Annotated in this window: 9 protein-coding genes; all 9 read left to right on the top strand. The window is 76.2% G+C overall.

Features of this window, described 5'->3' with window-relative positions:
* Positions 1 to 2 precede the first annotated feature (2 nt).
* From AMK29_RS26060 to AMK29_RS26020, 9 genes are read left to right on the top strand one after another with little or no spacing between them, the layout of a single operon-like run.
* The gene (locus tag AMK29_RS26060; protein ID WP_241845713.1) at positions 3 to 863 is read left to right on the top strand and encodes a hypothetical protein; all 861 of its coding nucleotides are present in this window, start codon (positions 3 to 5) and stop codon (positions 861 to 863) included.
* Positions 860 to 3283 (top strand): hypothetical protein, encoded by a 2424-nt coding sequence (locus AMK29_RS26055; RefSeq protein ID WP_073817573.1) that lies wholly within the window; start codon positions 860 to 862, stop codon positions 3281 to 3283. Before AMK29_RS26060 ends, AMK29_RS26055 begins: the two co-directional genes overlap by 4 nt.
* Entirely contained in the window at positions 3280 to 4956 is a 1677-nt protein-coding gene (locus AMK29_RS26050) for a hypothetical protein (protein WP_073817570.1), read from the top strand. Before AMK29_RS26055 ends, AMK29_RS26050 begins: the two co-directional genes overlap by 4 nt.
* Complete coding sequence (locus AMK29_RS26045) at positions 4953 to 5525, top strand: Pycsar system effector family protein (protein WP_241845712.1); 573 nt, start codon at positions 4953 to 4955, stop codon at positions 5523 to 5525. Before AMK29_RS26050 ends, AMK29_RS26045 begins: the two co-directional genes overlap by 4 nt.
* Positions 5522 to 7993, top strand: coding sequence for a VWA domain-containing protein (locus AMK29_RS26040; RefSeq protein ID WP_079197145.1), 2472 nt, complete (start codon positions 5522 to 5524; stop codon positions 7991 to 7993). Before AMK29_RS26045 ends, AMK29_RS26040 begins: the two co-directional genes overlap by 4 nt.
* Before the next feature lie 22 nt (positions 7994 to 8015).
* A complete protein-coding gene (locus tag AMK29_RS37695) occupies positions 8016 to 11717 on the top strand; it encodes a tubulin-like doman-containing protein (protein WP_079197144.1) in 3702 nt (1233 codons plus the stop codon).
* Positions 11714 to 14278 (top strand): hypothetical protein, encoded by a 2565-nt coding sequence (locus AMK29_RS36555; protein ID WP_158071359.1) that lies wholly within the window; start codon positions 11714 to 11716, stop codon positions 14276 to 14278. The genes AMK29_RS37695 and AMK29_RS36555 overlap by 4 nt, the downstream gene beginning before the upstream one ends.
* Positions 14275 to 16566 carry a hypothetical protein gene (locus AMK29_RS26025; protein WP_241845711.1) on the top strand — a complete coding sequence of 764 codons (2292 nt, stop codon included), beginning with the start codon at positions 14275 to 14277 and terminating at the stop codon, positions 16564 to 16566. Before AMK29_RS36555 ends, AMK29_RS26025 begins: the two co-directional genes overlap by 4 nt.
* Entirely contained in the window at positions 16563 to 18824 is a 2262-nt protein-coding gene (locus AMK29_RS26020) for a hypothetical protein (RefSeq protein WP_073817569.1), read from the top strand. The genes AMK29_RS26025 and AMK29_RS26020 overlap by 4 nt, the downstream gene beginning before the upstream one ends.
* Positions 18825 to 18844 lie beyond the last annotated feature (20 nt).

Here is an 18844-nt window from a genome sequence, read left to right as displayed (position 1 = left end):
GAGTGAGCAGTGCGGGAGTGAACGGGGAAGCGGGCGCGGACCTGGGCGGCATCCACCGGTTCGTCGTCTTCGGCGACATCTGCGGATCCGGGACCCTGGACATGGCCGAGAAGAAGCTCCAGCGGACGGCGATGTACGCCGCGTTCGACGACGCGTACAGCTCCGTCGGCGTCGAGCCCGGCACCTTCCACCAGGAGGACCGGGGGGACGGCATCCTCGCCGCCCTCCGCCCCGACGTGCCGCCGACGCTCATGGTCGGACGGTGGATCGACACCCTGTACGAGAGCCTGCGCGCCCACAACAGGGGCCGGGCACGGCCGCTGCGGCTGCGGATCGGGATGAACGCGGGGCTCGTGGTCCAGGACCGGCACGGGCTCGTCGGGCGGGCGGTGGACCTCGCCGCCCGGCTCTGCGACAGCCCCCCGGCCAAGCGGATCATGAACGAGGCCCCGGAGGTCGACCTGCTGGTCGTCGTCTCCGACTGGTTGTACGTGAACGTGGTCGCCGAGGGCGGCCGGTACGTGGAGCCGGACCACTACCGGCAGGCCCGCATCCGGTCCAAGGAGACCGACGAGGCCGCCTGGTTCCACGTACCGCGCAGGCCCGCGCCGCCGCTCGTCGGACCCGAACCGGCGGCGGGGCCGCAGGGAGAGCCCGAGGGGGAGCCGGCGGGGGAGCCGACAGGGGGGTCACGGACCGGCGTTGGGCCGTCGCGGGGGGACGGCCCAACGCCCCGGACCGGGGGAGGGAACCGTACGTACCACGTCGGGGGCGACCTGCTCGACGTCCACGGCAACACCATCCACGGCGGCTTCACCGGAATCCGCAAGTCCGCCGCACCCGGGGCGGGTGAGGCGGAGTGAGCGACGAGGACGAGTCCTCGCCCCAGCACGACGCCCCGGACGCCGGGCAGAGCCACGGCGACCGGACGGACCAGGACAGGGCCGGGGACCGGAGCCCGGACCGAGGCGCGGATCGCGGCGCCCACCGGGGCGCCGACCGGGCGGGCGAGCGCGCGGACCGGGACCGTGACCGGCCCGGCGGCCCCGAGCGGGCCGACGCCGCCGGCGAACAGCCGCGCGAGCCCAGCGTCTTCGCCGCCGCCGACCGCGGCCCCCTCGGCGGCGAGAGCGACACCGGCGGCGCCGCCACCGCGCGCCGCGCCGTCCGCACCTGGGCCGGCGGCGGCGCCGACCGCCTCACCACCATCCACGGCGACGGCACCGTCTTCGAGGGCAACCAGATCTTCGCCCTGTACGGCTCCGACCGCTCCCCGCACTTCGTGCAGGGCCCCGTCCCGCCGGAGACGCTCGACCACCTGGGCCGGGTGTACTGCGCGACCTCCGGGTACCGGCGGATGCGGGACCGCCTCCGCGACCACCGGGTCCTCGTCCTGTGCGGCGAACCCGGCAGCGGCCGCAAGGCCACCGCGCTCGCCCTGCTCGACGAACTGACCGGCGGCAAGGTCTTCCGCCTCGACCCGCGCCACGGCGTCGACGAGATCACCGAGGACGCCCTCCAGGAGAGCGGCGGCCACCTCCTGGAACTGCTCACCGAGGACGTACGCGCCGAGAGCGAGCCGCGCCCCTCCCGCTCCGGACGCGGCGAGCACCCGGCCGCCCGCCGCGCCGCCGCCCGCCTCTCCGAACTGCACCTCGACCGGTTCGGCGACCTGCTGCGGAGCCGGGACGCGTACGGGATCGTCCTCGTCGAGAACGGCGAGCTCGCCGACCGGCTGCTGCGCGGACGGTACGGGATGTACTGCGCGCCGCCGCCCGCGGACGAGGTCCTGCACCGCCACCTCTGGCACCGGCTGCGCGCCGAGTCCGACGAGGCCCTGAGCAGCGCGCGGGCCCGCGCGGCGCGCCCCGACGTCGTCGGCGCCCTCGGGCTCGAGGAGCTGCGCCCGCGCGAGGCCGCACGGCTCGCCGACCACCTGGCCCGGCACTGGCGCGGCGAGATGACCGACGCGGAACTCCTCGTCGAGTGCGCCTCCTTCGTACGCTCCCAGGCCCGCGAGTGGTTCGCGGGAGCCGACCGTCCCGGAGCGCTCCCCGAAGCCCTGCCCGCCCTGAACGCCGGGGCGTTCCGCATCGCCGTCGCCGTCTTCGACGGCTCGGCCTACAGCCTCGCCGCCGAGGCCGCCGAGCTCCTCGCCTGGGAACTCGCGGTCACCCTCGACCCCGAACACCCGCCGGGCAGGCGCCTGTTCGGCACCCACGCCGAGCACCGGCCGGTCGAGGCCCGGGCCGTCCTGGAGGACGGCGAGCTGGACCTCGGCCCGGCCAAGGTGCCGGTGCGCGCCGTCCGCTTCCAGGGCCAGGCCCTCGCCGGAGCTGTCCTCGGCGAGATCTGGCACGGCTACCACAACGTCCGCGGACCGGTGGCCCGCTGGCTGCGCTCGCTCTGCGACGACCCCCGGCCCGAGGTGTGGGTGCGGGCCTCCATCGCGGCGGGCGTGCTCTGCTCCTGGGACTGGATCCACGGGTTCCGCGAGCTGGTGGTGCCGCTCGCCGTGACCGACGAACCCGTCGCCCGCATGGCCGCCGCCACCGCGCTCGCCGAGGCCGCGCGCGACCCGCGCGTCCGGCCCGCCGTCGCCGCCGTGCTCAAGGACTGGGCGGGGTCCGGCGAGGACGCGCTCGTCGGGACCGCCCTGCTCGCCCACGGCTACGTCCTGGCGGCGGGGGGCGTCCCCGGCTCGCTCGACGCCCTGGCCCGGGTCGTCAGGACCCGCGAGGCGACCGACGTCGACGTGCTCGTTCCGGCGTCCTTCAGCGTGGCGCGGCTGCTCGCCTCCGGGGAGCCCGCGCCCGTCCTCCGGCGGCTCCTGCAGTGGCTGGAGGACGGCCGGCTCAACCTGGCCAACCTGGTCCACTTCGCCGTCATCCGCGCCCTGAGCACCCGCACCACCCACCTCTGGGGGCTGCGGGAGGTCCCCGAACTCGACGGGCACGCGGCCCGCCCCCTGTTCGTCGCCCTCCTCGCGACCCGGCCGGACCTCGCACCGGAACTGGCGGCGCTGCTGCGGCACACGCTCACCACGGCCCGCTCCGGCGAGGCGGCCCTCGAAGCGCTCGGCGGACTGCTCCGACGCGCCGCGAAGGACCCGGAGGTGCTCGGGCACGTCTGCGCCTTCCTGCCGCGCCTCGCGGTCGACCGACGGGACCGGGACCGGCTCAGGGGCCTGCTGAACGAACTGGTCCGGGACCGTGACCGGCCCCTGGACAGAGCAGCGGCGCGCCGGATCTGGGACGCCGTGACGGAAGGAGCGAACCGATGACCGGGCCCGAGCAGCACAGGAACGCGCGGCCGGACGAGCGGCCGCGCCGGGACGACCGGGACCGCGACGACCGGGCGCGCCGGGACGACGGGGGACGCGGGGAGGGCCGGGGACGCGACGAGCGGGGATACGACGAACGGGGCCGGGACGACCGGGAGCGCCCGCGGTACGACGAGCGGGGCCGGGACGACCGTCAGCGGCAGCGGTACGACGAGCGGACCGAGGACCGGAACGGCGGGCGGCGCGGCGACGGCCGCGACGACGAGGACCTGGACCTGGACCCTGAGGAGGACTACGGCCCCGGCCGGGGGCGGGGCCAGGAGCAGACGCGCGGAGGGGGCCGGGGGCGGGGCCGGTGGGGAGCGGAGGCCGCCGACGGGCGCCCGCGCGGGCCCCTGATCGGGGAGTACGCGCCCCCGTACCGCCGCAGGAGCGGCCGGATCGCCGCCGTGCTCCTCTACCGCAACGGCGGCCACCGGGTGGTCTGGCCGGACCGTACGGAGGACGTGAACAAGCCCCTGTTCGGCTCCCCGTACACCGTGTTCGAGGTGCGGCTCGGCCGCAACGTCACCGAGTTCAGGCTCCAGCTGCCGGCCGCAGGGGACGGCGTCTTCTTCGAGGCGGTCGCCAAGGTCCAGTGGGTGGTGACCGACCCGCACCTCGTCGTCCGCGAACAGGTCGAGGACGTCGCCGAACTGCTCCACGACGAACTCCTCGATGGTCTGCGCAGGCTCTCCAGGAGGTTCCGCGTCACCGAGGCGCAGCGCGCCGACGAGGCCGTGCGGGAGGAGCTGAGCGCCGGACGCCTCAGCTTCGGCCGCGACATCGGACTGCGGACCCGCGTCCTCGTCTTCATCGACCTCGACGACTCCGTCAAGGCCGAGGTCTCCCGCCGTGACCGGGTCGGCGTCACCATGGAGGCCGACGAGCGCGTCGCCGAGGCGGAGCGGCGCAGGGAGGCCGCCGACCGGGCCCTCGTCGCCGACCGCGCCCGCGAGATGGAGGCCCTCTTCCGGCGCGGCGACCTCGCCCAGATCGCCCACCACATGGCCATGCACCCGGACAAGCAGTGGGAGATCCGCACCCAGCTCCAGCGGGAGCGGCGCGAGGGCCAGGAGGACTACCTGGCCGTCTTCAACCGGCTCCTGGACACCGGCGTCCTGGAACGGCACGACATCGGCGAGCAGATGTACCAGGTCCTCATGTACCTGCGGACCCAGACCGGCACCGTCCTCGGCGGCATCACCGACCGGGTGCTCAACCCCCCGGGCGACGCCTCGCGCCGCCGCCTCGCCCTGGAGGACGCCCTGCCGGAGCCGAGCCGCCCGGACTGGGACGACGAGCACCCCGACGCCCCGCGCGACCCCCGGGTCTACGAGCCGACGCGGGTCGAGTCCGGCTCCGAACGGGAACGGGAGCGGGGCAGGGCGCGCGAGCGGGGCCGCGACGGCGACGACCGCGGCCCGGGCCGGGCGCGGGACCGTTACGACGACGGCCGTGACGACGGTCATGACCGGTACGCGGAGGACCCGTACGACCGGGGTGACGCGTACGAGCGGAACGACCGGTACGACCGCGACGACCCGTACGACCGCGAACGCCGCGACAGCCCCCGGCGTCCCGCCCGCCCGGTCAGGCCCAGCGCCGACTTCGACGACTGGGACGACGCGTGACGGCCCCGGACCCGGCGCGGGACCGGGGGGTGGAGCCCGCGCGGGACCCGGCGACGGAGCCCGTGCCCGCCACCGCCCCTGTCCCCGTGCCCGCCCCCGTACCGCCCGAGGAGCTCAGGTTCATGGCCGAGCGGTTGCTCGCGACCGTGCGTGAGGACATCGGCCGGGCCGACACCAAGGCCGCGATCCTGCTCTCCGGCGCCCTCGCCTTCCTCGCCGTCGTGTTCTCGGCGGACCGGGGCCCGCTGCCCGCCGCCGGAGCGGGGCTCGCGTTCCTGCTGCTGGCGGGCGCGCTCTGGACGGCGGGGGTCCTGATGCTCGTCTCGGTGGTACTGCCCCGCACCCGGATCGGGGCCGACCGCACGCTGCTGCGCGAGCTGGCGGCCGGGCCGTCCGAGCCCGCGCTGCGCGAGCGGCTCTCCGCTTCGGGCGCGGACGCCACCGGCTGGCTCCTCGAACAGGCCAGCGTGCACGGTCTCGTGCTCGCGGCGAAGTACCGGTGGCTGCGCCTGGGCGTGTCCGCGCTCGTGCTCGGCGCCCTCCTGGCCCTCTTCAGCGAACTGTGGTGAGAGAGAACATGCAGTGGATCGACAAGGGGGGCGCGCTGCTCCTCGCCGGCGCGCTCCTCGCGCTCTCCGGCCCGCTCGCGACGCCCGAGGCCCACGGGGCGCCGGGAACGTCCCGTATCCCCGCCGCCCAGGGCGCGCCGGGTACCTCCCGTATCCCCGTTGCCCACGGGGCGCCGGGTACCTCCCGTACCCCCACCGCCCCGGCCCCCACCGCGCCCGCCGACGGGCCCGACCCGATCGACTTCGCCGTCGTCGTGGACCAGTCGGCGAGCCTCGCCGACAAGGACCTGGCGCGCGAGACCGAGGCGGCGGCGCTGATCGGCCAGGGCGAGATATCGGAGCGCTCACGGGCCACCGTCATCGGCTTCGGCAGCTCGGAGAAGCCCGGCCAGTCGCCCGTCCGCGAGGTGTGCCCGCCCACCGTGGTCGACGCGGCGGGCCGACAGCGACTCAGCGACTGCGTGCAGGAGTTGGGCAAGCGCGACCCCGCCCGTACGGGACCCGGCACCGACTTCCCCGCCGCCATCCGCCAGGCCGTCACCCGCCTCACCGGACACGGCGGCGGCACCGGAACCACCGGGAAGCCCGCCCCCAAGGTCGTCTTCCTGCTCACCGACGGCAGGCTCGACGTCGCCGACAGCCCCGAGTACGGCTCCGACCGCGAGAGCCGCCAGGCCAACGGCGCGCGGCGGCTCACCGAGGAACTCGCCCGCGCCCGCGCGGCCGGCGTGCAGATCTGGCCGCTCGGCTTCGGCACCGAGATCGACCGCGCCTCCCTCACCGCCATGGCCGAGGGCGGCTACCGGGGCGCCTGCTCCCAGATCCCGGGGTCCACCCCGCGCATGCGGGTCGTCGACACCTCCGCCGGGATCGACAAGGCCCTCCAGGAGACCTTCGCCGCCGCCCGCTGCGCCCGGATCGAGCACGGCACCGTCGGCAAGCCGCCCGCCGACCTGACCGTCGTCATCCCGCCCATCGCCACCGACGGCTCCCTCACGGTCGCCAAGCACGACCCGAAGGTGCAGGTCACCTACTTCGACCCGGCGGGCCGCAAGGTGCCCGTCCGCGGCGCGTTCGACGGCTCCGACTTCGAGGTCAGCGGAGAGAACGGCCCGGTCGAGGCGCTCCGCGTGAAGAACCCGCTGCCCGGCCGCTGGCGGGTGCACATCGAGGCGCCCGAGGGCCACCGCGACCGCGAGGTCGCCGTCCGGGCGCTCTGGCAGGGCCGCCTCCGCTCCACCGTCGTCCTCGACCCCGCGTCCCCGCGCGCCGGGGAGCAGGTCAAGGTCGAGGTGCGGATGCAGACCCGGCGCGGAGTCGTCGTCACCGACCCGAAGCAGCTCGCAGGCCTCTCCGTCGCGGCCGACCTCAGCGGCGACGGCTTCCGGCCCGTCAGCTTCCGCCTCGCCGACGACGGGAAGGCCCCCGACGCCGAGGCGGGCGACGTACGGTTCACCGGCACGCTCACCGTCCCCGCCGGAGCCACCGGCGACCTGGAGCTCGTCACCCGCATGGAGGCACCGGGGATCACCTCCGACCGGCGCCCGCTGCACGCCGTCGTCGCCGAGGACGCGCCGCTCGTGACCGCAGCCCTCACCGTCGACGGAGGCACCGTCCACCCCGGCGGCACGGTCCACGGCACCCTCGACGTCACCAACAACGACTCCGCGCCCCACACCCTCCGGCTCGCCCTCGGCGACCAGACGCCCGGCGCGGAGCTCGCCGTCACCCCGGCGACCGTCACGGCCCCGCCGAACCGCAGCACCCAGATCCCCTTCACCCTCACCGTCGGCGACGGCACGCCCCTGCGCGCACTCGGCGGCCAGGTCACCGTCGTGGACACCGCCGACGGCGACCGCGTCCTGCGCGGCGCCTTCCTGGACGTCCTGGTGGTGGCACCGCCGACCTGGTGGGAGCGCTGGTGGAAGGCCGTGGCCGGCGGGACCGCGCTGCTCCTCGTCCTCGGCGCCCTCGTCGGCGTCCGGCTCGCGGCCCGGCGCCGCCGCCGCGACCTGACCGGCGTCACGCTCGAACTCCGCCAGGACGGGCGGCCGGTCGACTCGCTGACCGTCCGCCGCGGACAGAGCCCCGGCGGCGCCTTCGCCTTCGCCGTCGACGAACCGTACGGGGCGCCGCCGACCCTCCGCCGCATCCCCGGCGGCGGCTCCTCCGCCGCCCATGTGCTGCGCCGCACCGGCGCGGGCGAGCTGCTGCTGCGCACCCGCGGCGGCGGGCAGGTCCCCGTCAGGACCGGGGAGCCCACCGGGCTCGCTGAGCACGAACTCGTCGTACGGGGCGGCCGGCCGGCCCCGCGCGGCGCCCGCGCCACCCCGTGGGCCCGCCGCCCGGCCCGTGGCGGCCCCGGGCGCGGGGGAGCGGGCGGGACGAGCGGCACCGCCGCCGCCCCCACCGGTGGCCCGGGCCCGGACGCCTCCGCAGGCGCGAGCGACTACGACGGCAACTTCTGAACGGGTCACCGAGGAGAACGACATGAAGATCTACCAGCCCATGCTCTTCGTCGGACTCGGCGGCACCGGCGGACGCATCGGCAGCGAACTCGAACGCGGCCTGCGCCGGGAGCTGTGCGGCCCCGACGGCACCGACCTGGTCGACGGCGGCCGCCGCCTGCCCTTCCAGCTGCCCGACTGTCTCCAGTTCGTCTACGCCGACTTCAGCGAGGGCGAGCTGCTCAACCAGCCGCAGTTCAAGGCGAAGGGCGCCGAGGGCGCCGCGTTCGCCCGTACCTCCCGCATGATCCGCGACCTGCTGCCCACCGACTACGACTCCTCCCCGGCCGTGACGCGGATGCTGCGCGTCTCCGTCCCCGAGGAGACCCGGCTCTGGCTGCCGCCGCACGCCCGCCAGCCGCGCGTCGCCCCCCTCAACAACGGAGCGGGACAGCTGCCGACCGTCGGCCGCGCCGCGCTGTTCGCGACCCTGCGCTCCGGACTCGAACCCGTCCTGCGGCAGCTCCGCGAGGCGATCGGGGCCATCGGGCAGTCCGCCGGCGACCTGCGGCGGGTCGGCGGCGGCCGGATCCGGGGCTGTGACGTGTTCGTCGCCTTCTCCGTCGCCGGCGGCACCGGCGCCGGCATCTTCTACGACTTCATCCACCTCATCGGGCACGAGTTCCGCAACGCCCGGGTGCCCGGCGTGAAGATCTACCCCCTCGTCGTCATGCCCTCCGCCTTCCCGCCGGAGGCCGGCGGCGGACGCGAGGCCGAACTCAACTCGGCCCGCGCCCTCGTGGACCTCTCGCGCCTCGTCGACGACCAGAACGTGCCCGACGCCCTCGACCAGGTCGGCGACGTCGAGGACCGGGGCCGGCTCAGCGTCACGTACCCGGGCGACGGCGTCGTCGTCCTGCGGCCGGCCACCATGCAGACGGCCTTCCTCTTCTCCAAGCCGTCCGTCATCGGCAGCGAGGACCTGCGCCGCTCCATCGCCGCCATGGTGATGTCGCTGATCGGCACCGACCTCGGCGACGACACCGGCTCGGCCACCCGCGTCGAGGACGACTACCAGTCCTTCGCCGCCAGCTTCATCAACAAGAGCGTGGAGCGCTCCACCCCCGCCCGTACGGGCATCGGCTACCGGGGCATGTCCACCAGCCTCGCCGCCTCCCTCACCGTGCCCGTCGACGACCTCGCCGAGATCGTCGCCGCCCGCCTCCTCGCCCAGGCCGTACGCGGCATGTCCGAGCGCGCCCGGCGGCCCGACCGGGAGGGGCAGAACCAGGTCAGAGAGCTCTTCACCCGCTCCGCCGTCGGCCGGCTCTGGACCCGGGAGGCCCCGGACGTCCCGGCGCCCGAGCAACTCCCGCGCGGCAAGAGCAAGATCACCCAGGAGCTGCGGAACCGGCTCGGGGACATGGAGGAGGCCCTGCGCCGCCTCGACAGCAGCCTCGCCCGGGAGATCCCCCGGCTCACCGAGGACTTCAGGCCGAGCGCGGGCGTCCGCGAACTCCTCGGCCACATGGACCCGTTCCAGGTCGAGGTCGTCCTCGCGGGCCTGCCGGGGCACCCCGACCGGGTGGCCAGGGAAGGCTTCACCGGCATGCTCGACAACCGGCGCAACGAACCCGAACGCCCCCCGAACGTGCAGGCGTTCGCGCCCGCCATCCCCGCCGTCAAGGGCAGCGTCGGCGGCGTCGTACCGGCCCGGTGGAGCGACCCCGACGTCCAGGACGCGCTCGCCGCCCAGGAAGCCTGGTACCAGTGGCGGGCCCGCACCCTCTGGCACCGTGGCTGGCAGGCCGGCGAGGCCCAGTGGCGGCCCTCCCTGAACCTCGTCTCCGCCGAGGTCGCCGAACTCACGAAGGCCCTCCGCGCCCACGAGCACGACGAGGCGAAGTCCTTCGCGGAGCGCCGCCGCGACCTCTACCGCGACGACCGCGCGGGCATCGCCTATCTGCTGCCCCCGCAGAACACCCTGCGCGCCTTCTACGACGACGTCGTCGACCGCCTCGCCCAGAACCTGGGCCTGCCCGAGTCCGCCGACGCCGCGACCCTCCTCGGCCGGCTCGTCGGACCCGACGACTGGCGGCACGCCCTCGACACGGTCCGCCGCTCGAAGCCGGGCGCCGCGGTCAAGGAGATCAAGCAGGTCGTCGAGCGGCGGGTGAAGCGGCTCTTCGGCGAGGCCAACGAGGACGCCTTCGCCCGCCCCCTGCTGCCCTCCATGGAACTGCTGCTCCGGGCCGCGTCCGGCGACGAGACCGCCGAGGCGAAGATCGACCCGCGCTGGCTCGACCAGTTCCGCGCCCGCCTCGCCGGGCTGATCCCCGTGGGCTTCGTCCCCGACGGCAGCGGCCCGCTCAAGATCCTCATCGTGCACCCGGCGAGCGAGTCCGACGGCCGGGCCCGCGACTACCTGGAGCAGGAGCTCAACCTGCCCTCCCGGGTCACCCCGGAGAGCCGGGCCGGCGACACCGACTCCATCACCGTCGTCTTCTTCCGCAGCGGGATGAACCTCACCGACATCTCCGAGGTCCGCAGCGTCCTCGGCCTCTGGGCGGAGGCCCGCGACGCGGCGAGCGAGAACGACTTCCTGCACTGGCGCCAGCGGCTCGGCTACCAGGACGACTGGCTGGTCTCCACCGAGCACGACCGGCAGCGGATCCTGCACCGGCTGCTCTGCGCGATGTGGAACGGACACGTCGACGCCGAGGGCCCGGCCGGCTCGCCCCACCTCGTCCGGATCCGTCTCCAGGACGGCGAGTCCGCGACCATGTCGCTCCGCCTGGAGGGCTTCGACGGCTCGCTCTCCAGCTGGGCGGGGCTGCTGCGGGCGTACGAGCGCTGGGCGCTGCTCGACGAGGGGCAGATCATCGAGCAGTTCTGCGAGCGTCTCATGCAGGCCCTGCCCAAGGGCCTGGCGCAGGTACCGTCGGCCCCGTCCCCGCTCTTCACCCACTTCGTGGAGCAGGTCGCCCCGCGCCAGCTCGCGCTGATCGACCGGGTCGCCGAGGAGGCGAGGAGCTACGGCGAGGCGGAGGGCGAATGGCTCGCGCCCCTGCGCCACTTCTGGGAGGTCACCTACCCGGGCGCCCTGGACATGCGCTTCCCGACGGCGGCCCACGCGACGAGGTCCACCCTGCGGGCCCTGTACGAACGCCACGGACCGCACGGCGGACAGGGGCCGGGGCAGGGCTCGGGGCACGTCCCGGCCCAGAACCAGGGTCACGGCCAGGGGCAGGGGCAGGGGCAGGGGCAGAGTCACGGCCTGGGTCAGGGCCTGGGTCAGGGTCAGAGGTACGGGCAAGGGCAGAACCAGGGGCAGACCCACGGCGGGTACGGACACGGGCCCGGCGCCGGGCAGACGGCGCCCGGGTACGGGCCGGGCGCCGGGCAGGCCACCCCGTCCGGGTACGCGAACGGCACCGCGCACCCCCCGGCCTCCGGGTACGCGAACGGCGCCGGGCAAGCCCCGGCCTCCGGGTACGCGAACGGCGCCGGGCAAGCCCCGGCCTCCGGGTACGCGAACGGCGCCGGGCAAGCCCCGGCCTCCGGGTACGCGAACGGCACCGGGCAGCCGCCCGCAAGCGGGTACGGGCCCGGCACGGGGCAGCCCCCGGCGGCGGCCGCGCCGCCCCCGCAGCCGTCCGCGTACGAGGGCGACTGGGAGCTGGAACCCGAGCCGGACTTCGAGCCGGACTTCGAGGCGGACTTCGGTCCCGGGGAGGCGGAGTGAGCCCGCGCGTCCTCCCCGAACGGCCGCTGCCCGGCCACGCCGTCTGCCTCGACCTCCGTACCGACGCCGGGGCGGACGACCTCGACGCCGCCGTCCGCGCGGCCCTGGACGCCCCGCAGCCGGGCGGCGAGCGCCGCTTCCTCGTCCTCGACGACGCCGACCGGCTCGTCGCCCACCAACTGCTCCACGAACGGCTCTCCTCCTACGGACCCGCCCACATCGTCTGCCTGGCCGTCGGAGCCAGGGGCGAGCGGAACCTGAGCCGCTCCCTCACCCTGCGCCCGCCCGCCGCCGGCGTCCTGTGGCTGTTCGACACGGTGGAGGACGGCGTCCCGGGCGAGGCCGTCCTGCGGCCGCTCGTCGAGGTCCTCTCCACGCCCGAGGTCTTCGACGCCGTCCTCCGCGCGCTCGGCGAGGTGGTGCACGGAGTCGCGGTGCCCGCCGTCCGCGTCCTGGAGCACGACCTCACGGAAGAGGCGCGGGCGCGCGCCTGGCGGCAGGCGGTGGAGGGGCTGACCGGCCAGGACGTCCCGGCCGGAGCCGCCTCCGCCGAGCAGGTGCCGGGCGCCCTCGGGCTGCTCCTCGACGACGGCGTCCCGAGGTCCCTCGCCGGACACCGCTGGCTCCCGCCGCAGGGCAGGGCCGGGGCCCGCCTCGCCGCCTGCGACGAGGCCGTGGGGGACGCGGTCGAGGACCACCAGCGGATACGGGGAGCGGCGGGACTCCTCACCGGCGCCGGCCGCACCGTCGACCTGCCGGGTGACATCGAGCGGATGACGGAGGAGCTGGCCCGGTTCCGTACCGCCGTCGCCGACGCGTTCGGCGCCGCGGGCGGCAGCCGGCTCACCGCCGAGCACCGGGGCGTGCTCCGCGACCGGGGGATCGAACTGCCGGAGATGCCGCGGGAGATCACGCGGGCCGGGATCGTCCCCGCCCTGCGCGACCACACCCACGGCCTGATCGGCCAGGGGCTCCCGCTGCGCTCCGTCGCGGCCCGGCTGGCCGCGCTCTCCGCGCGCACCGCGCCCGTCGGCAGCGCCGCCCGCCTCGCCCGGCTCGACGTGATCTGCGGGCCGGAACGGCTGCGCCGGCTCGGGGGGCGGTACCCCTTCACGGCCGGCGGCTCGCGCCCCGTGGCCCTCGCCGTGACAGGGGTCCTCGCCCTGCTCGCCGGGCTCTGGCCCGTCCTCGGCTGGGTCCTCGGCCCGGCCGTCGGCGTGCTCGCCGCGGGGCTCGCCCATCTGATGCTGCGGCGCAGGCCGAACCGCTCGCCGGACGGGCGGATCGACGGCGGCGGCGCGACGGGGGCGGCGCCCCGGCTCTTCGGGGGTCTGGCCGGCGGCCTCGTCGGGGCGGGGATCGGCCAGTTCCTCGGGCCGCCGCCCTGGCTGGGGGCGGTGGCGCTCACCGTGTCCCTGGCGGCCGTCGTCCTGCTCGCGCTGCGCGACTGGACCCGGGCCGTGGACGACTGGTGGGAGCGGGCGGACCCGGAGGAGGCCCGGCGGATCCTGCGGGAGATCGAGGCCCTGGTCGTCACGACCGCCGTGCACGACTGGCTCTTCGCCGAGGTCCGGCACCACTGCTCGGCCGGGGCGGGGGCGGTGGCCCGGCTGCTCCGAGGCCTCGCGCGGACGGCCGACGCGCGGGGGCGGGTGTACGAGCGTGGGCGGGCGTACGAGCGGGGGCCGTCGTACGCGCCGACGGAGCACGAGGAGGCCCTGGAGGAGACACCGTCGACCGGCGCCGACGGCGGTACGTCGTCGTGGAGTTGGGAGGACTGGACGGACGGCGCGGAGGAGGACGTCTGGTCCGACATGGACGAGGACCCCACGCCCGTACGGTCCTCCGCGCCACCCACGCCCTTCGCCCCGCCCACGCCCTTCGCCCCGCCCACGCCCTCCTCCCCGTCCGCGCCCGGCGCAGTCCCCTCCGACGGGCCCTCGGCCCTCCCCGCGCCCGCTTGGCTGGAGCGGCGGTACGGCGACGGCGGGCCGCTGCTCGTCGACACACTCGTCGGCGATCTGGTCGCGGGTACCCTCGTGATCCTCGACCGGTGCTGGGCGGGCGTCGAGCGCGACCCCGGCGCCGTCGCCCCGGCCGCGTACGAGCAGCGGATCGCGGAACTCCTGGACGAGACCCGCCTCCGTCTCGAGCGCGATGTCGCCGCCTCGCCGCCGCACCGGTACGACGGGCTGCGCGACCCGGGCGGCCTTTCCGCCCTCGCGGACCGTGCCGACCGGCCCGACGCCGCCCGGCTCACCGGGGTCGCGGCCGATCCGGTGGCCCTCCTGGTCCTGTCCGACGACGACCCCGGCCGTACCGTGACGCTCTGCGGCCCCGAGCATCTGCGGCTGCTCTCGCACGACCCGCACGCCGCCCGGCACGTCCGCTTCGTGCCCGAGGCGATGCGGAGCGGTGCCGCGGGGGACGACCTCTGGCGGGGCACCACCGAGGACGTCGTGTGGACCGGCGCCGGACGTCACGCCGGAATCCTCCGTCTCGTACCGCTGCGCGCGGACGTCGTGCACACCGTCCGCGCCGAGGAGGCGGGAGAAGCGTGACCGACCCGAACCGACCGACCGACCCGAGCGACCCGAGCGACCCGTTCGACCCGGACAACGTGAACCACCCGAACCACCCGAACCACCCGAACAAACCGGGCGACCCCCGCCACCCCATCGGCCCGGACCACCCCGACCACCTCAGTGAGCCGAGCCCGCCGCCTCATCCGTACTACCAGGAGCTGGAGTTCCAGACCCCCCAGGAGGCGCAGCTCCGGTTCGCCGTGCGCTTCGGTGAGGACCGCACGCCGCCGGGCCGCCCCGGGGTCCTCGCGCGCCGGGCGGTCCTGGGGGCCGGCTCGATACCGGTCCTCCAGTACCGGCTGACCTCGTCCGCGCACCGCGACCCCCTCGCGTACGAGCTCCTGGAGCGGGAGGTGTCGGCCGCGGTGGCCCTCGAACGGCGTTATGGCTCCGCGCAGTTCGTCGCCGTGCTCCCCAGGATCGTCGGCTTCGACCTGACCGCGCCCGAGCCCTTCGTGCTGTACCGGCCCCCCGGCGGGCGTCCGCTCTCCGCCTGGGCGGGGCGCCTCGGCGCCGACGACCCGGAGGCGATCACCGGCCAACTGACCCTCGCCGTCCGCCTCCTGGCCGAACTCGACCTGGTCCACCGGGCGATCACCCCCGACACCGTACGGTGGGACGGCGCGCGGGTACGGCTCTGCGAACCGTACGCGGCACTGCGCGCGGGGGAGGAGCGGCGGCCCTTCGGCGCCGCCCCCTGGGCCTCGCCCGAACAGCGTGCCGGGCACGGGCCGGCGGACCCGCGCGACGACCTGTGGTCCGTCGCCGAAGTCGCCTACTCCCTGCTCTCCGGCCACCCCGACCGGGGCGAAGGCCCCCCGGCCGACCTGGCCGACTACCGCCGCCTCGCCGCCCTGGAGCACAGCGGTCTCTTCTCCCCGCACGCGGAGGAGCGCCCGCACCCGGCGGAGCTGTTGCGGCTCCTGAACGTGCCCGACCCGCTCGCCGCCGGTTCCGGCGCGGCGGACCCGCTCGACCGGTGGCGCGTCGAGTACGACACCCAGGTCGCCCGCAAACGCGCGCTGACCGGCGGCGCCCGGTCGCCGGCGGGGCCGCCCGAGGCTCCGGCCCGGGACCAGCGGCCCACGCGCACGTCCGTGTTCCGCCGGGTCTTCGGCGGCGGGGAGGAGACGGCCCGGGCCGCCGTGCCCGCGCCGGCGGCCGAACCCGTACCGGCGCCGCCGTCACGGAGCCGGATGTGCCCGCACTGTCTGCTGCCCGTCGAGTACGACGAACGGCTGCTCGTCACCATCGACGCCAAGGGCAACCGGATCCCGCTCGACCTCGGGGCCGAGCGCCGCCCCGGCCACCTGGCGGACGCCCTGCGCAAGGCGTACCACCTCTGCCCCCACACGCGCGACGGCGACGAGGGACACGAACTCCCCGTCCCCTACCTCACGAACGGCGAACCGCTCTCCATCGCCCTCGTCGGCAGCTCCTCCGTCGGCAAGACCCACCTCCTCGCCGCCATGCTCGGCGAGGTCGAACTCGGCGGCCTCGAACCGTACGGACTCAAGTGCCGGCCGCTCAACCCCGAGGCGCACCGCACCTATCTGCGGGAACGCGTGCAGAGCCTCCAGCAGGGGCGGCAGCTGGCCCGTACCGGACAGCAGACCTTCGCGCGCTTCGCCGACGGCCTGCTCGTCTCGGCGGGCGGCGCGACGCCCCGGCCCGTGGTGTTCTTCGACCTCGCGGGCGAGGACCTCGCCCAGGACAGCGAGGTCGGCCGGTTCCTCATGGGTGTCGACGCGTTCGTCTTCGTCCTCGACCCGCTGCGCGCGCTCCGGCTGCCCTCGCTCGACCCCGTGCGGGAACAGAGCGGGCTGCGTCGGCGCGACCTCGGCGACGAGGCCTTCGCCACCGTCCTGAACCGCATCCCCCGGCAGCGCGGCGGGCTCGTCGCCGCGCCGGCCGCGCTCGCCGTCAACAAGAGCGACCTGGTGCGCTTCGAGCCAGTGGTCGACCGCTGGCTCGGCCGTGCTCTGCCCGCCCGTCACGACCCGGCCGTCCCGAGGGCCGAGAGCAGGGACGCGTACGCCTTCCTCGCCCAGCACGCCAGCGCGGCCTGGCTCAAGCCCTTCGACGACTGCGCCGACTGCACCCTGCACTTCGTCGCCGCCACCGGCGGACAGGCGCGCGGCGACCGCTTCCCGCACGGGGCCCGGCCGCGCCGGGTCCTCGCGCCGCTGCTTTCGCTCTTCGCCATGTGCGGGCTGCTGCCCGGGGCGGAACCCGTGGGACCCAGAGAGGGGATCGTCCGATGACACGGTCGGAGAACGAGGTCGACCAGATCGTCTTCCGCTGGGACAGCGAGAACCTCACCGGCAGCACCGGCTTCGGGCCGGTGGCCTGGTCCGGGCCCCGCGACGAGGCGGAGAACCTCTTCAGGACCTCGGGGCCCCTGCTCCGCGCGAGCGGGGAGGAGACACGGCCGGCGCTGATCCGGCTCCAGCGGCGCGCGGAGGTGATGCTGATCCGGCGCCTCCCGCTCCTGGACGCCGACGGCGGGACGTCCGTCCTCTGCCACGCCCTGGTCGGTTCGCCCGAACTCCTCGAACCCGCCACCTGCCTCGGGCTCCACGCCTGGACCTGGGAGGGGGCGGACGTCGACGCCGCCCGGGTGCGCGGGCGGCTGCCGGTCGTACCGGAGGAGGTCCTCGTCCCGGCGACGGGCCGGGGGCAGGGGGAACTCGACCGCACCCTGGCGTACGCCACGGAGGAACTCACCGGAGCCGTGGCGGAGTTGCTGCGCCACCCGGACGAACGCTTCACCGTCCTCGACGCACCGGGTGACACCGCCTGCCCCGTGCTCTGGGGCCTGCACAGCATGTTCGGGACCCTCACCGACCGCCGGTGGACCTTCGCCACCCATGACACCGTCGAACTCCCGGCACTCCGTTACGTGTTCGTCGGCCGCTGGTCCGGAGCGGCGAGCCGCAACACCGATCGTCGCCGCGTCGACCCGCGCGAGCGGAGCGGCGACCGGGCGGAGGAGGTCGCCGCCCGGCTCGTCCGCCACCACCTGCGGGGGATCGCGGAGGGCGAGGGCGGCGAGTACGCGGTCGGCAGCGCCCTCCACGCCGCCTCCGCCGCCCGCAGCGGCCCCCTCCTGGAGACGGCCACGCGCGCGCTGGACACGCTCGACGGCCGCGCCGGCGCCGTGGCCCCGCCGGAGCCCCCCGTACGGAAGCCCGTGGCGCGGCGGTGGGGGTGGACCTCGGGAGGCCGCCCCGCCGGGGAGCAGCCGGGGTCGGCCGCCGAAGAGTCCCGGGGAACCACCCGCCCGGGCCCGGCGGAGCGCCCCGACCTCTGGTTCCGTGCGGACTCCCCGCCGTCGCGGGACCGCGCCGACGGGCCGCCGCAGGACCGGTCCGACGCGCCGTCGCGGGACCGCGCCGACGGGCCGCCGCAGGACCGGTCCGACGCGCTGTCGCGGAACCGCACCGACCCGCTGCCGAAGGACCGGTCCGACCCGGCTCCGGGGGAGCCCTGGAGCTCGGGCGGCGGCGCGGCCCCGGGGCGGGCCGATCCCCTCAGGCCCGAGGAGCGGGCACAGGAGCCGTCGTACACCCCCGACCTGCCGCCGCGCCCCCCGGGGCCCGCCGACCGCCCCGTGTCCGTGCCCGTGCCGCGCGCCACACCGACCGGCGAGCCGTCCGCCCGCACCTCGGAGGCCCGGAGCGACGGGCCCGCGCCGGTGCAGTCGCCGCCACGTCCCGAGCCCGTCCCTCCGCAGGCTCCACCGCATCCCGGGCCCGACCCGTACCCCCGACCGGTGCTGCCCCTGGTGGCGCCCGAGTGGACCGGGCCCGTCGCGGGCGGGGTGCGGGCCTGGCCCCGGGCGCGCGGCCGGGAGCGGGACGCCGAGACCGGGCTCGTGCACAAGCTGCCGATGGTGCGCACCGTCGACGAGGCCCGGGAGCTCGTCGAGCGGGGCGGCAGCCGCGAGCTGCTCGACGCGCTGCGCCGCCCGCAGGCGTACGTCGTCCTGACCCTGCTCCTCCGCGAGACGGCCCGGCGCCTGCCCTCCTGGGACCACCCGCTGCGCAGGGAGCTGTGCGAGGTGGCCCTCGGCCAGGACTTCTGGGCCGTGGCGCCCCCGGGCGGGGAGGCCGACCCCTCCGACCCGTCGGAGGAGCAGCGCGCGGCCAACGCGGCCGAGCTGCACCGCTGGGCGGTCCGCCCGCTCCTCGGCGGCGGCGACGCCCCGGTGGGCACGGTCGCCGCGCTGCTCTCCCGGCTCCGTACGAGCCCGGCGCCGTCGGCCCGCGAGACCTTCTGGCTGATCGTCGACGGTGAGCGCCCCGGACTGCCGGAGGCGGTCTGGGCCACCCTGCTCAGGGAGGCGTACGGCGTGCCCCGCGCGACCGCCCGCCCGGGAGGACCCGGGCCCCGGCCGTCCGGCGACCCGGACGACCCCGGCAGCGGCTACACCCGCCGTTTCCTGCGCCGGGCCGGGATGGTGATCGGCGGCCTGGTGGTGGCGATCCTCCTGGTGGCCGTGCGGGAGTGGTTCGTCTGACCGGGACCGACCCGGTGACG

It is taken from the genome of Streptomyces sp. CB02261 (assembly GCF_001905665.1).
Classification (GTDB): domain Bacteria; phylum Actinomycetota; class Actinomycetes; order Streptomycetales; family Streptomycetaceae; genus Streptomyces.
This window is presented reverse-complemented; position numbering and strand designations above follow the sequence as displayed.